This window comes from Devosia sp. A369, from assembly GCF_054489345.1.
The window spans coordinates 142072-155889 of the sequence record NZ_JBTMWV010000001.1 but is presented as its reverse complement, the minus strand read 5'-3'; the positions used below and the strand labels follow the sequence as shown (position 1 = coordinate 155889).

Here is a 13818-nt window from a genome sequence, read left to right as displayed (position 1 = left end):
ATCCCGGCCTTGAGCCGGGATCCATCCTGAGATGGTGTCGTGCGGTTTGATCTCAGGATGGGCCCCGGCTCAAGGCCGGGGTGACATCGAGATTGGGGCGAGGTGAAGTTCACGCCCATCATTGCCCGATCCTCGGTTCGCCGGCGTAGCGGAGGGCTTCTTCGGCGGCGCTGAAGACGGCGCGGGCCTTGTTTTCGCATTCCAGCTGTTCCAGCTCGGGCTGGCTGTCGGCGACGATGCCGGCGCCGGACTGCACATAGAGCTTGCCGTCCTTGAGGATGCCGGTGCGCAGCACGATGCAGGTGTCCATGGTGCCGTCGGCGCTGAAATAGCCGACACAGCCACCATAGACGCCGCGCTTGGATTTCTCCAACTCGTCGATGATTTCCATGGCACGCACTTTGGGCGCGCCGGAGACGGTGCCGGCGGGGAAGCCGGCGGAGAGGGCGTCGACGAAGTCATATTTCGGGTCGAGCACACCGACGACATTGGAGACGATGTGCATGACGTGAGAATAATATTCGAGGAAGAATTTGTCGGTCACCTTGACCGTGCCGGTCTTGGCAACGCGGCCGACATCGTTGCGGCCGAGGTCGAGCAGCATCAGATGCTCGGCCAGTTCCTTGGGATCGGCCAGCAGTTCGGCGGCCAGTTCGGCATCGCGGGTCGGGGTCGAGCCGCGCTTGCGGGTGCCGGCGATGGGGCGAATGGTGACCTCGCCATCCTGCACCCGCACCAGGATTTCAGGGCTCGAGCCGGCAATGGCAAAGCCGCCGAAATCGAGGAAATACATATAGGGGCTGGGATTGGTCCGGCGCAGGGCGCGATAGAGCGCGGTCGGCGGCAGATTGAATTCGGCCTCGAAACGCTGGCTCACCACCACCTGGAAAATATCGCCGGCGGTGATGTAGTCCTTGGCCTTGGCCACCATGGCAAAATACTCGTCTTTCGACGTGTTGCTGGTGACGGTGATGGATTCGAGGTCGGGCAGCGCGGCAGTCGGGGGCAGGGCCCGGCCCAGCCGCTCGATGGCGTCGTCAATGCGGGCTTCGGCGGCCTCATAGGCCTGACGGGCCGAGACGCCGGCACGGACATAGACCGGCGCGGTCAGATACAGTTCGTCCTTGAGCGTGTCGAAAATCGCCAGCAATGAGGGCCGCATCAAGATGGCTTCGGGGGTGTTTAGATGGTCCGGATTGCTGTCGGGCAGCTTCTCCATGTAGCGGACCATCTCGTAGCCGAGAAAGCCATAGACGCCGGCCGATTGCGGCGGCAGGCCCTCGGGCACGTCGACCTTGCTGTCGGCCACCAGAGCGCGCAGCGCGTCGAGCGGCAGCGCGGGCAGGGGCTCGAAACGGGCGTCATCGATCTGGGCCGAGCGATTGATCGAGGCGGTGCCGGCCTCGACCTTGAGGATCACGTCGGGCTGGCTGCCGATGATCGAATAGCGGCCCCGGATCGCCCCGTCCTGCACGGATTCGAACAGGAAGGTGTTCTGGCGACCCTGGGCCAGCTTGAGATAGGTGCCGACGGGCGTTTCGAGATCGGCCACGATGCGACGCCAGACGATCTGCGATTTTCCAGCGTCATATTGCTCGGAGAAGCGCTGATACAAGTCGTCGGCCATCGTCATGGTGTCCCGTTCAGGAAAAGTCCGGCCTGTGGGTTTACAGGCCGGTATTGAGTGTAAGCGCCTGCTCCAGCGCCTGCTGATTGATGCGCAGGCCGGCATCGTCGCGGATGGCGGTGATGAAATCGGCATAGAGGCCGTCGCGCGCCTGGCTTTCGATGCTGGTGTTGTCCGCCACCGGCAGGGTGCCTTCGGCTTCGGTCAGGTCGGTGACCTGGAAGACGATGAACTCGCCCGACTGGCTGACGGTGGCGCCGTGGTGATTGGCGTCGCCGGCAAAGGCGGCCGAGGCCACAGCGGGATCGACGGTGCCGTCTTCCGAACCGAAGCGGGTGAAGGGCAGGCTGAACTGCGGGAAGACGTTGTAGGACGCGGCCACGTCGGCCAGGGCTTCGCCATTGTCGAGCCGCTTCACCGCATCGGCCTGGGCGGCCAGAATGGCGTTGTTGATGCGCTCGGTGGTGACGGTGTCGACCAGGGTGTCGCGCACTTCGTCCAGCGTCTGGTCGCGGGCGGGTTCGATGGTGTTGAGGTCGAACCACAGATTGCCATTGCCGGCCAGCGAGATGGACGGGGTCAGCGCACCTTCGGCGGCCTTGAAAATGGCCTGGGTGACGCGCGGCGCGTCTTCGGCGGCCAGATTGGGCAGGACCGACAGTTCGGTGCCGCTGGCGGTGACATCGGCCTCATAGAGGTCGAGGCCAAAGCGCTGGGCGATTTCGGTCAGCGGGCGGAAGGCGGCGCGCAATTCCTCGATCTGGTCCTGCACTTCGGCAATGTCGTTGCGAGCCGCGGTCATGGCCAGGGCTTCGGCGATCTGGTCATGGGCATCGGCGAGGCTGGGGACGCCGCCGGCATCAATGGCCGACACATGCACGGCGCGCTTGCCAGCGACACCGTCGATCACGGCAAAGCCACCCTCGGCCAGGCCAAAAGCGGCGTTGGCGAGATTGGCATCGGTGATGTCGGCCTGGGCCATGGTGCCCAGATCGGTCGGGGTCAGGCCGGCTTCGGCGATCAGGGCTTCGAAGGGCGTACCGGCGGCGAGACCGGCTTCGAAGGCGGTGACCTGCTCGGCATTGAGCACGACCTGCTGGATGGTGCGGCGTTCCGGCTTGGTCAGATTGGCCTTGGTCCGCTCATATTCGGCGGCAATGGCCTCGTCGTCGATGGTCTTGGTGGCGGCCAGCTCGGCAGTCGACAGGCGCAGCATCTGCACCCGGCGGGTTTCGACGGTGCGGAATTCGGCCTGGTGCTCGGCGAGGTAAGCGGTCAGCTCAGCCTCGGTGGGAGCGGCGGGGGTGTCGATATTGGTTTCGGCCAGCACGAAATAGTCGATGGTGCGCTGGTCGGCGATGTAGCGGTTGATCAGGCTGGACGCGGTGGTGGGGAGCGTGGTGTCGGCAAACAGGCTGAGGATCAGCTGTTCGCGCCGCGCGGCGTCGGACTGGGTCTGGAAATATTCCGCCTCGGTAATCCCGCTTTGCTGCAGCACCTGGCTGAAGCTGGTCGGATTGAAGGTCCCCAGAGCGTTTTGGAACGAGGGATCCTCGCGCAGCATCTCGCTTAGCTTGTGCTCGGAGACGCCGAGGCCGAAGCTGGAGGCCATCTGGTCCAATGCGGCGCCCTGTGCCAGATTTTGCAGCACGGCCGAGGGAATGCCCAAATTCATGGCTTCTTCAGCGGTGGGGAAGGTGCCGTAGCGCTGGGCCCAGGCGTTCACTTCGTTCTGATAGGCGCGCAGGAACTGGCGGGAGTTGATCTCCGCATCGCCGACACGGGCAACGGTGCTGCTGCCCAGATCGGTGATAACGTTGTTGATGCCGAAGCCCGCAAGGCCTGCCAGAAGAAAGGCGCCCATGACCTTGCCGGGCCAGGATTTTGCAAAGTCACGCAAACTATCGAGCATCTGAGACGTTCCGTTGGTAACACCGGGCTTTACCGCGGCAGCGGGAGGGCACTAGTAATCCATTTTGACAGCTGGGGTTAGGGCAAAGCTTACCCAGGTGCAAGAGGTACAGGAGCAAAGATGACAACGACAATCACGCCGCTGATCGCTGGCAACTGGAAAATGAACGGCTTGCGGGCGTCGCTGGAGCAGCTGACGGCACTGGCAGACATGCTCACCACCGGGGACGCTCCGCGCGCTGTCGTCGTCATCTGCCCGCCAGCAACCATGCTGGCTGCGGTGGCACGGCAGGGGGCGAGCGCCGGCATTCTGGCGGGTGGGCAGGATTGCCACGCCGCTGCCTCCGGCGCCCATACCGGGGACCTCGCCGCGCCGATGCTGGCCGATGCCGGTGCCCAATATGTGATCGTCGGCCATTCGGAACGCCGCGCCAGCTATGGCGAAACCGATGAACAGGTGCGGGCCAAGGCGGAAGCCGCGCTCGGCGCCGGGCTGAAGCCAATCATTTGCGTCGGCGAGACCGAGGCCGACCGCGATGCGGGCCGGGCCGAGTCGGTGGTGTCCGCCCAATTGGCCGGTTCGATTCCCGATGCCGCCGAACAGCATCAGGTCATTGTCGCCTATGAGCCGGTCTGGGCCATCGGCACCGGCCGCACCCCGAGCAATGACGACATTGCCCAGATGCATAATTCGATCCGGGCCCAGCTGGTCGAGCGCTTCGGCGCACAGGGCGAGAGCATCCATATTCTCTATGGTGGTTCGCTCAAGCCGCAGAATGCCCGCGAAATCCTGGCCATCGACAACGTCAATGGCGGGCTGGTCGGTGGCGCCAGCCTCTTGGCAAAAGACTTCGCGACCATTATCTCCGCTGTGTAGTGCGTCGTGAGCGCCAGAAGCTGGTCGGAAATTCCGCCCGGCCTCTGGCATTTGCGGCGTGGGCCGTGTATGAGGCCGCATCTTTTGACCGACCTATAGACTGAGACACAATGGCAAACGTCCTGATCGTGGCCTATTTGCTGATCGTGCTGGCGCTGATCGCCGTGATCCTGCTGCAACGCTCTGAGGGCGGTGCGCTGGGCATTGGTGGCGGTGGTGGCGGCGGCGGCTTCATGACCGCGCGCGGTTCGGCCAATCTGCTGACCCGCTCCACAGCGATTCTGGCGACCTTGTTTTTTGCCACGGCAATCGGCCTGACTGTGATGTCGCAAATCGACCGCACCACCTCAAGCATTCTCGACCGTGCCGCCACCACCCAGGATGGCGCCGCACCGGGCAGCGTGCTTGATGCGCTCAATGCGCTGCAGGGTGGCGCTCCGGCGTCCGATCTGCCGGTTCCGACGACCGATCCGGTTGCGCCTGCTGGCGCCGACCCGGTGACGGCGGATTCCGTGCCGGCTCCTGCTCCGGCTGCCGAGTCGACTGCTACTCCGGACGCCTCTGGCGACCTGCCGGTGCCCGAGGCACCTGCGGAAACGCCGGCTCCGGCGACCAACTGATCGCCGCGAGGCGAAGTTGCAAAAGAAGGGGATGGCAACATCCCCTTCTTCTTTTTGTGTAGATCGGCTTGCCCGCTCTGCGAATCGGCGCTGATGTGATTAAGGTGAACGCCCATGGCTCGGTACGTATTCATCACCGGAGGCGTGGTCTCCTCATTGGGTAAAGGTCTTGCATCGGCGGCGCTTGGCGCCGTGCTGCAAGCGCGCGGCTACAAGGTCCGCCTGAGGAAGCTCGACCCCTATCTCAATATTGATCCGGGCACGATGTCGCCCACCCAGCATGGCGAAGTGTTCGTCACGGATGACGGGGCCGAGACTGATCTCGATCTTGGTCACTATGAGCGCTTCACGGGCCGCGCGGCCAACAAGCGCGACAACATCACCACGGGCCGGATCTATTCCGACATTCTCGCCAAGGAACGCCGCGGCGAATATCTCGGCGCTACCGTGCAGGTCATTCCGCACGTCACCGACGCGATCAAGGAATTCGTCGTTGAAGGCAACGAAGAATTCGATTTCGTGCTGGTCGAAGTCGGCGGCACGGTCGGCGATATCGAAGGCCTGCCGTATTTCGAGGCGCTGCGCCAGCTCGGCAATGATCTGCCGCGCAACCACGCCTGCTATCTGCATCTGACGCTGATGCCCTATATTCCCTCGGCCGGTGAACTCAAGACCAAGCCGACCCAGCATTCGGTGCGCGAGCTGCGCTCCATCGGCATTGCGCCCGATGTGCTGCTGGTGCGCTGCGACAGGCCCATCCCCGATGGGGAAAAGAAGAAGCTCAGCCTGTTCTGCAATGTGCGCGAAAGCGCCGTCATCCAGGGCCTCGACGTCGGCTCGATCTATGACGTGCCGCTGGCCTATCACAAGGAAGGCCTCGACACCGAAATCCTCGCCTCCTTCGGCATTACCGACGCTCCGGCGCCGGATTTGTCGGCCTGGGAGCAGGTGTCGGCCCGCGTGCATAACCCCGAGGGCGAGGTCAATATCGCCATCGTCGGCAAATATACCGGCCTCAAGGACGCCTATAAGTCGCTGTCGGAGGCGCTGATCCATGGCGGCATCGCCAACAAGGTCAAGGTGAACTTGCAGTGGATCGACTCGGAAGTGTTCGAGCGCGACGATCCGGCGCCCTATCTTGAGCATGTGCATGGCATTCTGGTGCCGGGCGGCTTTGGCGAGCGCGGTTCGGCCGGCAAGATCGAGGCAGCCCGCTTTGCCCGCGTCAAGGATGTGCCGTATTTCGGCATCTGCTTCGGCATGCAGATGGCCTGCGTTGAAGCGGCCCGCAACACCGCCGGCATCAAGAATGCCTCCTCCACCGAATTTGGCCCGACCAAGGAGCCGGTGGTTGGCATGATGACCGAGTGGGTCAAGGGCAACGACACCGAGACCCGCGCCTCCGAAGGCGATCTGGGCGGCACCATGCGGCTGGGCGCCTATCCGGCGCAGCTGACGCGCGGTTCGCGGGTGGCCGACATTTACGGCACCACCCGGATTTCCGAGCGCCATCGTCACCGCTATGAGGTGAACATGGATTACCGCAAGCTGCTGGAAAAGAACGGCTTGCTGTTCTCCGGCGTGTCGCCTGATGGCAAGCTGCCGGAAATCGTCGAGCGCACCGACCATCCGTGGTTCATCGGCGTGCAGTTCCACCCGGAACTAAAGTCGAAGCCGTTTGAGCCGCATCCGCTGTTCGCCAGCTTCATTGCTGCCGCGATGGATCAGAGCCGGTTGGTCTGATGGAACTTGCGACGGCGCGCCTGCTGCTCCGTCGCCCGCATCTGCATGATCTCGACGCCATGTTCGAGATCATGAGTGACCCGGTGGCCATGCGCTACTGGTCAACACTGCCCCATGCCAGTCGCGCTGTGACGGGCCCTTGGCTGGAGCAGATGATCGCTCGCACGGCGGCGGGCGGCGAAGATTTCCTCATTGAAATGGATGGCCGTGTCATCGGCACGGTCGGCGCTGGCCGGTTGCCCGATTTCGGCTTCATGCTGCATCGGGACTATTGGGGGCAGGGCATTGCCACCGAGGCGTCGCGAGCCTTTGTCGACTATGCCTTCACCCAGACCGCCGCCACCGAGTTGCGAGCCGATGTCGATCCGCGCAATCTGGCGTCGCTGGCGGTGCTGGCCCGGCTGGGCTTTGTCGAAACCGGGCGGGCGGAGAACACCTTCCTGCTCGGCGAGGAATGGTGCCACAGCATCTATCTGGCGCTCATGCGGCCGGTCGCCTGATCCGATTTCGCGCGCTATAGTGGCGCTCCAATCTGGAGGGCATGGCATGGCCGAGATCATCAACCTCAAAAATGTCCGCAAGCAGAAGGCCCGCGCCGAAAAAGAGGTGCAGGCGTCGCAGAACCGCGTGCTGTTTGGGCGGAGCAAAGCCGAGAAGCTGACGCAGGCGGCGGAGAAGGCGCTGGCTGAGCGGCGGATTGATGGGCACAAGAAGGACGAGTAGGGGGGCGGTCCGGGCGGTCGTCCAACGCATCCTGATTTTAGTGCCGCCGTCATTGCCGGGCTTGTCCCGGCAATCCATCGATGGTTGAGCATCCCCTGGACCACCCGAACAAGTCGGGTGGTGATGGCGGGGAGCTCTGATCTTGTCAGCTAGTCGATCGGTCTGGAGCTTATTGGGCTGTTGCCAGCAATTCAAACTCGGTGTCATCCCGGCCTTGAGCCGGGACCCATCTTGAGATGTGGTCAGCGGCTTGATCGGGGGATGGGCCCCGGCTCGAGGCCGGGGTGACACCGTGGTGGGGGCGGGATCGTACCCAAATCCACCCAGCCCAAAATCCTACCAGGTCACCTCACACACCGAGCCATGCGGTTTAAACTGCAGGCTGTCGGCGGTGTATTGGAAGATCTCCAGCTTCACCCCGTTGGGGTCATTGGTCCAGGACTGCCAGGTGCCGTCGGTGCCGAGTTTCTTGTCGGTGATGGTCACGCCCTGGGTCCGCACATGGGTGAGCAGGGCGTCGAGGTCTTCGGTTTCGAGGCAGATGTGGTTGATCTGGTTGGTTTCGGCGAAGCTGGATTCGGCTTTGCGGAACACTTCCACGAAGGTGCGGGCGCCGAAATCGAGGTAATAGCCGATGCGGTCGGGGCCGCGCTGGAAATTGAATGCGGTGGGGATGCCGAACACGTCGCGGTAGAATGCCTCGGTGGCGTCGAGGTCGTGGGCGAAAATGCAGGTATGGGCGACCTGCTTGATCAGGGGCTTGGTCATTCGGCGTCCTTGCGTTGCACTATCGCCAATACAAGCCGATTTCGCGGTGCCCGCCAATGCTCGTTGCGGCGATTGGCGGCTTTTCGGGGCGCTGGGACGGCTTTTGCGGGCTGCCCCCTTTTACTTGTCACCTGAGCCGTCTAGGAAGACGCGAACACTGTGCAATCCCATCCGGGAAAGGGCTTTATCCGATGTCTTCAATCATCCACGTCTCCGGCCGCCAGATCTATGACAGCCGCGGCAATCCCACGGTCGAAGTCGATGTGGTGCTGGACGACGGCAGCTTCGGTCGGGCCGCGGTGCCGTCAGGCGCATCGACCGGCGCGCATGAGGCCGTCGAGCTGCGCGACGGCGGCCAGAAATATGGCGGCAAGGGCGTGACCCAGGCCATCGAGAACGTCAACGTCGCCATTTTCGACGAAATTCAGGGCATGGACGCGCTGGACCAGCTCGGCGTCGATCAGGCGATGATCGAACTCGACGGCACGCCGAACAAGTCGCGCCTCGGCGCCAACGCCATTCTGGGCGTGTCGCTGGCCGTGGCCAAGGCTGCCGCCGAATCGAGCGAATTGCCGTTCTACCGCTATATCGGCGGCCCGAACGCGCATGTGCTGCCAGTGCCGATGATGAACATCATCAATGGCGGCGAGCATGCCGATAACCCGATCGACATGCAGGAATTCATGATCCTGCCAGTGGGCGCGGAAAACCTGGCCGACGCGGTGCGCATCGGCTCGGAAATCTTCCATACGCTCAAAAAGGGTCTGTCGGCTGACGGCCACAATACCAATGTGGGCGATGAAGGCGGCTTCGCGCCGAATCTTGGCTCCTCCGACGAAGCGCTGGGCTTCATCATGCGCTCGATCGAAAAGGCCGGCTATCGTCCGGGCGAGGACATTTTCCTCGGCCTCGATTGCGCGGCGACCGAATATTACAAGGGCGGCAAATACGAGATGGTCGGCGAGGGCAAGTCGCTGTCGTCCGAGGAAAACGTGCGCTACCTCGAAGATCTGGCCAATCGCTTCCCGATCATCACTATCGAAGACGGCATGGCCGAGGACGATTGGGACGGCTGGAAGGCGCTGACCGAGGCCATCGGCAAGAAGGTGCAGCTGGTCGGCGACGATCTGTTCGTCACCAACACGCAGCGCCTGGTGTCGGGCATCAAGATGGGCGTCGCCAACTCGATCCTGGTCAAGGTCAACCAGATCGGCTCGCTCAGCGAGACGCTCAATGCCGTCGATACTGCGCACCGCGCTGGCTACACCTCGGTGATGTCGCATCGCTCGGGCGAAACCGAGGATTCGACCATTGCCGACCTCGCCGTGGCGCTCAACTGCGGGCAGATCAAGACCGGCTCGCTGTCACGCTCGGATCGCCTGGCCAAGTATAACCAGCTGATCCGCATCGAAGAGCAGCTCGGCTCGACGGCGAAATATGCCGGCTATTCGGTGGTCAAGGGCCGCTAAGTTTTCGACGAATTGAATTGGAAAAGCCCGGCAGTGATGCCGGGCTTTTTTGTTTTGACGCACAGAATTTTCAGTCGATACCCTCCCCCTTGCGGGGAGGGATCAAGGGTGGGGTGTCCTCGATCATCGGGGCTCTCGCACCCCCTCCTAGCCTCCCCCGTCAAGGGGGAGGTATCGTTCGGTGGGTGGGGCAGGCGCGGTGCTACTGAAACGCAGTCTCTGCAAAGCTGCGGAGTTTGCGGGAGTGGAGGCGTTCGGCGGGCTGGTCGCGGAGGATTTCCATGGCGAGCAGGCCGATCTGCAAATGGCGGTTGACCTGGGTGCGGTAGAAGTCCGAGGCCATGCCGGGGAGTTTCAGTTCGCCATGCAGCGGCTTGTCGGAGACGCAGAGCAGGGTGCCGTAGGGGACGCGGAAGCGGAAGCCGTTGGCGGCGATGGTGGCGCTTTCCATGTCCAGCGCCACGGCGCGGGACTGGCTGAGCTGGCGCACGATCTCGGTCTGGTCGCGCAGTTCCCAATTGCGGTTGTCGAAGGTGGCGACGGTGCCGGTGCGCATGATCTTCTTGGTTTCGACGCCGGCGGTGTGGGTGATTTCCTCCACCGCCTGTTCCAGCGCCACCTGCACTTCGGCCAGCGCCGGCACCGGCACGGTCAGCGGCAGATCAGCGTCGAGCACATGGTCTTCCCGCACATAGGCATTGGCCAGCACGTAATCGCCCAGCTCCTGGGAATTGCGCAGGCCGGCGCAGTGGCCCAGCATGATCCAGGCATGCGGGCGCAGCACGGCGATATGGTCGGTGATGGTCTTGGCGTTGGAGGGGCCGACGCCGATATTGACCATGGTAATGCCACGCCCCTTGGGGGCGGTCAGATGATAGGCCGGCATTTGCGGCGCGCGCACCGGGGCGGTGCCGGCGACATTGCCGCCGCGCAGGGCGTTATCGGTCACCACATTGCCGGGCTCGATGAAGCTCTCGTAATGGGTGTGGCCGTCCTGCATATAGGTTTTGGCGATGCGGCAGAATTCGTCGATGTAGAAGGCGTAATTGGTGAAGATGACGAAGTTCTGGAAATGGGCGGCGTCGGTGCCGGTGTAGTGGCTGAGCCGGAACAGCGAATAGTCGACGCGCGGCGCGGTGAAGGTCGAGAGCGGGTAGGGTCCGCCCTTGGGGGGCACGAAGGTGCCATTGGCGATTTCGTCGTCGGTATTGGCCAGATCGGGCGCATCGAACACATCGCGCAGCGGGATGTTGAGGGCGTTGAGCGCCTCGCCATCAACCCGCTCATTGGCCTGCACGGCGAAATGCAGCGGGATCGGGGTGTCGGATTCGGCGATGTCGATGGTGCCGCCGTGATTGTTGAGAATGGCAGCGAACTGGTCCTGGAAATAGGTGCGGAACAGATCGGGCGCCGTCACCGTGGTGCGGTAGAGGCCGGGGGTATGCAGGAACCCATAGGGCAGGGTGCTCTCGTGCCGGCTATAGCTGGTGGAGCGCACTTCCACCTGCGGGTAGCAGGCGCGCACCCGGCCTTCGGGCACCACGCCCCGCGCCAGCTCGGCCAGATGGCCGCGAATGAAGCTGGTATTGCGGTGATAGAGCGCCGCCAGATGCTCCCAGGCCAGTGCCGGATCGGTGAAGGACTGTTTATCGAGGCGTGGCGGGCTGATTGTGGTCATGGTGCTCTTTCATCTCGCAGACCCCGGATCGGGCCTGCCTGCGGGCGGAATCGGGCGCTGCGTATCCGGGCAACGTCTAGCCATTTTAGATGACAGCTTCTGGGCGGCGCTTCAACTGCGGGGCCGCGCTGGCACTTGTTTCACATCGGTGTGATGGGCTCTTTTATTGCCGCAATTGGCCCCCATCTTCTCAGGCAGTTCACTGGCACGGCAAGCGACCCATGCAAACCGGTGAGCGAGGAACGATGTGCTGGCCGCTTGTCCCCCAAGCCCTCAACAGCGCGGTTGGCCGACGTTCCCCAGACCGCAATGGCAGCAATGCCATTGCGGTCTTTTTCTTTTCAGGGATCGGGATAGGTCGCGCGCAATACGCGCACCGAGATTTCGCTCAGCTCGCGCACCACCTCAATGTCGATATCGCTGAGCCGCTTGATGTAGAGACAGGCCTTACCCATGCGGTGCTTGCCCAGCCGCGCCAGCAGCGCATCACGGCGCTCGGTCTCCTCGGGGAAATAGCAGCCCATCAGATAGAGGCTGAATTCGGCTTTGCGCGGCGCGAAGCCGATGAGGAAGGCGTCACCCTCATGGCCGGTGGGGTATTTATAGTGATAGCGGCCGAAGCCGATCATGCTGCCCCACAGCACGGGTGGCTCGCCGCTGACCTGCTGCATCAGGGCGATCAAGGCATAGCTGTCGGCGCGTTTGACCGGGTCCGGCACGGCTGCCAGAAATTCATCGACATCGCCGGTATCAGCCTGGGTCTTCTGTTTATACATGGCCGCTCCGCGTGCTGTTTGCTCCAAGACGGTAGACGAAGCCCGCCGTCTTTTCTATTGCTGCGCCACGTTGCAGCATCAGGAGGTTTCCATGACGGCCAAGATCATCGACGGCAAGAGTTTTGCCGAGGGACTGCGGACCCGCGTCGCCGGCCATGTGAGCCGCCTCAAGGCCGAGCATGGCATTACACCGGGCCTTGCCGTGGTGATTGTCGGGCATGATCCGGCCAGTCAGGTCTATGTGACCAACAAGGCCAAGCAGACCGCCGAAGTGGGCATGGCCTCGTTCAAATATGAACTGGCCGAAGATGTCAGCGAAGCCGAATTGCTGGAGCTGGTCCGGCGCTTGAACAGCGACGAGCAAGTGCATGGCATTCTTGTGCAATTGCCGCTTCCGGCCCATATCGATTCCATCAAGGTGATCGAGGCTATCGCGCCGTCCAAGGATGTCGACTGCTTCACCCCGGCCAATGTTGGCAAGGTGCAGATCGGGCTCCCCGGGCCGGTCTCCTGCACGCCACTGGGCTGTCTGATGCTGCTGCGTGACCAGCTGGGTTCGCTGGCCGGGCTCAATGCGGTGATCATCGGCCGCTCCAATCTGGTGGGCAAACCGATGATGCAGCTGCTGCTGCGCGAGAATTGCACCGTCACCGTCGCCCATTCCAAGACGCAGAATCTGGCTGACGTGGTGCGCGGCGCCGATATCGTGGTTGCCGCCGTGGGTCGGCCCGAGATGATCAGGGGCGACTGGATCAAGCCGGGCGCCACGGTGATCGATGTGGGCATCAATCGCGTGCCGGCGCCCGACAAGGGCGAGGGCAAGACGCGGCTGGTGGGCGATGTGGAGTTCGCCACGGCCAAGGACGTCGCCGGCGCCATTACGCCGGTGCCGGGCGGCGTCGGGCCGATGACCATTGCGTGCCTCTTGGCCAATACGATCACCACCGCCTCGCTGATCCACGGCCTGATGCCACCGAGCGATCTGACGGCATGAGCCTTGCGGCGCATGACCCTGGCGGCAAGGTCCGGCTGAAGCTGATGCCGGGCGTCAATGGCGACGCGGTGATGAGCCCCGATGGCCGTCACCGCCAGTTGATGCGGCGCTGGACCGGCGAGCGCTTCCCCGAGCGTTATGTGCTGTTTATCGGCATGAACCCCAGCACCGCCGACGCCACGGTCAACGACCCCACCTGCGCCCGCGAATGGACTTTTGCCAATCGCGAAGGCTATGCGGCGATGGTCAAGGCCAATGTCGGCGACTATCGCGCCACCCATCCCAAGATGCTGCTCGAACCCGGCGTGGTGGCGGTGTCCGACGCCAATCTGCCAGCGATCCTCCAGGCAGCGGCGGGAGCCGATCTGGTGGTGCTGTGCCACGGCAAGCTCAACAAGGCGCTGGCGCCGGCCGGGGCGGCGTTGGTGGCGGCATTGCGCGGCGATGGCGTGGGGCTGTGGTGCTTCGGTACCAATGGTGATGGCTCGCCCAAGCATCCGCTGTATTTGCGGGCGGATACGCCGCTGGTGCGGTTCGAGGGGTAGGATTGTCCGCAGGGGCGTGTGGTGTCCGGCAATCGCACCCCTCACCCTAACCCTCTCCCCGGCGGGGCGAGGGGATTTGGCCGGTGG

At 63.3% G+C, this 13818-nt stretch carries 13 protein-coding genes; 8 read left to right on the top strand and 5 right to left on the bottom strand.

What is annotated here, in order from left to right; all coding sequences use genetic code 11:
- Positions 1-118: 118 nt before the first annotated feature.
- Together trpE and ACX3OZ_RS00720 are read right to left on the bottom strand one after the other, a co-directional pair.
- Entirely contained in the window at positions 119-1627 is a 1509-nt protein-coding gene (trpE, locus tag ACX3OZ_RS00725) for an anthranilate synthase component I (protein WP_459095335.1), read from the bottom strand.
- Between the two features lie 40 nt (positions 1628-1667).
- Positions 1668-3539: a peptidylprolyl isomerase gene (locus tag ACX3OZ_RS00720; RefSeq protein ID WP_459103643.1), complete on the bottom strand. Its 1872-nt coding sequence runs from the start codon at positions 3537-3539 to the stop codon at positions 1668-1670.
- A 120-nt stretch (positions 3540-3659) separates the two neighbouring features.
- On the opposite strand from ACX3OZ_RS00720, the gene tpiA reads away from it, so the two are divergent.
- The 5 genes from tpiA (at position 3660) to ACX3OZ_RS00695 (ending at position 7501) form a co-directional block, all read left to right on the top strand.
- On the top strand, positions 3660-4415 hold the full coding sequence (gene tpiA, locus ACX3OZ_RS00715; protein WP_459095337.1) for a triose-phosphate isomerase: 756 nt from the start codon (positions 3660-3662) through the stop codon (positions 4413-4415).
- A 110-nt stretch (positions 4416-4525) separates the two neighbouring features.
- A complete protein-coding gene (gene secG, locus ACX3OZ_RS00710) occupies positions 4526-5035 on the top strand; it encodes a preprotein translocase subunit SecG (protein WP_459095338.1) in 510 nt (169 codons plus the stop codon).
- A 114-nt stretch (positions 5036-5149) separates the two neighbouring features.
- Complete coding sequence (locus tag ACX3OZ_RS00705) at positions 5150-6778, top strand: CTP synthase (RefSeq protein WP_459095339.1); 1629 nt, start codon at positions 5150-5152, stop codon at positions 6776-6778.
- On the top strand, positions 6778-7278 hold the full coding sequence (locus ACX3OZ_RS00700; RefSeq protein WP_459103642.1) for a GNAT family N-acetyltransferase: 501 nt from the start codon (positions 6778-6780) through the stop codon (positions 7276-7278). The genes ACX3OZ_RS00705 and ACX3OZ_RS00700 overlap by 1 nt, the downstream gene beginning before the upstream one ends.
- Before the next feature lie 46 nt (positions 7279-7324).
- Positions 7325-7501 carry a DUF4169 family protein gene (locus ACX3OZ_RS00695; protein WP_459103641.1) on the top strand — a complete coding sequence of 59 codons (177 nt, stop codon included), beginning with the start codon at positions 7325-7327 and terminating at the stop codon, positions 7499-7501.
- A gap of 336 nt (positions 7502-7837) precedes the next feature.
- On the opposite strand, the gene ACX3OZ_RS00690 is transcribed toward ACX3OZ_RS00695, so the two are convergent.
- Positions 7838-8269 (bottom strand): VOC family protein, encoded by a 432-nt coding sequence (locus ACX3OZ_RS00690; RefSeq protein WP_459103640.1) that lies wholly within the window; start codon positions 8267-8269, stop codon positions 7838-7840.
- Positions 8270-8460: 191 nt separating this feature from the next.
- Here ACX3OZ_RS00690 and eno point away from each other — a divergent pair, with 191 nt between their 5' ends.
- The gene (gene eno, locus ACX3OZ_RS00685; RefSeq protein WP_459103639.1) at positions 8461-9738 is read left to right on the top strand and encodes a phosphopyruvate hydratase; all 1278 of its coding nucleotides are present in this window, start codon (positions 8461-8463) and stop codon (positions 9736-9738) included.
- A gap of 202 nt (positions 9739-9940) precedes the next feature.
- Here eno and ACX3OZ_RS00680 read toward each other — a convergent pair whose 3' ends face one another.
- Both ACX3OZ_RS00680 and ACX3OZ_RS00675 read right to left on the bottom strand, forming a co-directional pair.
- A complete protein-coding gene (locus ACX3OZ_RS00680; RefSeq protein WP_459095344.1) occupies positions 9941-11416 on the bottom strand; it encodes an AMP nucleosidase in 1476 nt (491 codons plus the stop codon).
- A gap of 341 nt (positions 11417-11757) precedes the next feature.
- Positions 11758-12192, bottom strand: coding sequence for a DUF1801 domain-containing protein (locus ACX3OZ_RS00675; protein WP_459103638.1), 435 nt, complete (start codon positions 12190-12192; stop codon positions 11758-11760).
- Between the two features lie 91 nt (positions 12193-12283).
- On the opposite strand from ACX3OZ_RS00675, the gene folD reads away from it, so the two are divergent.
- Positions 12284-13186, top strand: coding sequence for a bifunctional methylenetetrahydrofolate dehydrogenase/methenyltetrahydrofolate cyclohydrolase FolD (gene folD, locus ACX3OZ_RS00670; protein WP_459103637.1), 903 nt, complete (start codon positions 12284-12286; stop codon positions 13184-13186).
- Positions 13183-13731: a DUF1643 domain-containing protein gene (locus ACX3OZ_RS00665; protein WP_459103636.1), complete on the top strand. Its 549-nt coding sequence runs from the start codon at positions 13183-13185 to the stop codon at positions 13729-13731. Before folD ends, ACX3OZ_RS00665 begins: the two co-directional genes overlap by 4 nt.
- Positions 13732-13818 lie beyond the last annotated feature (87 nt).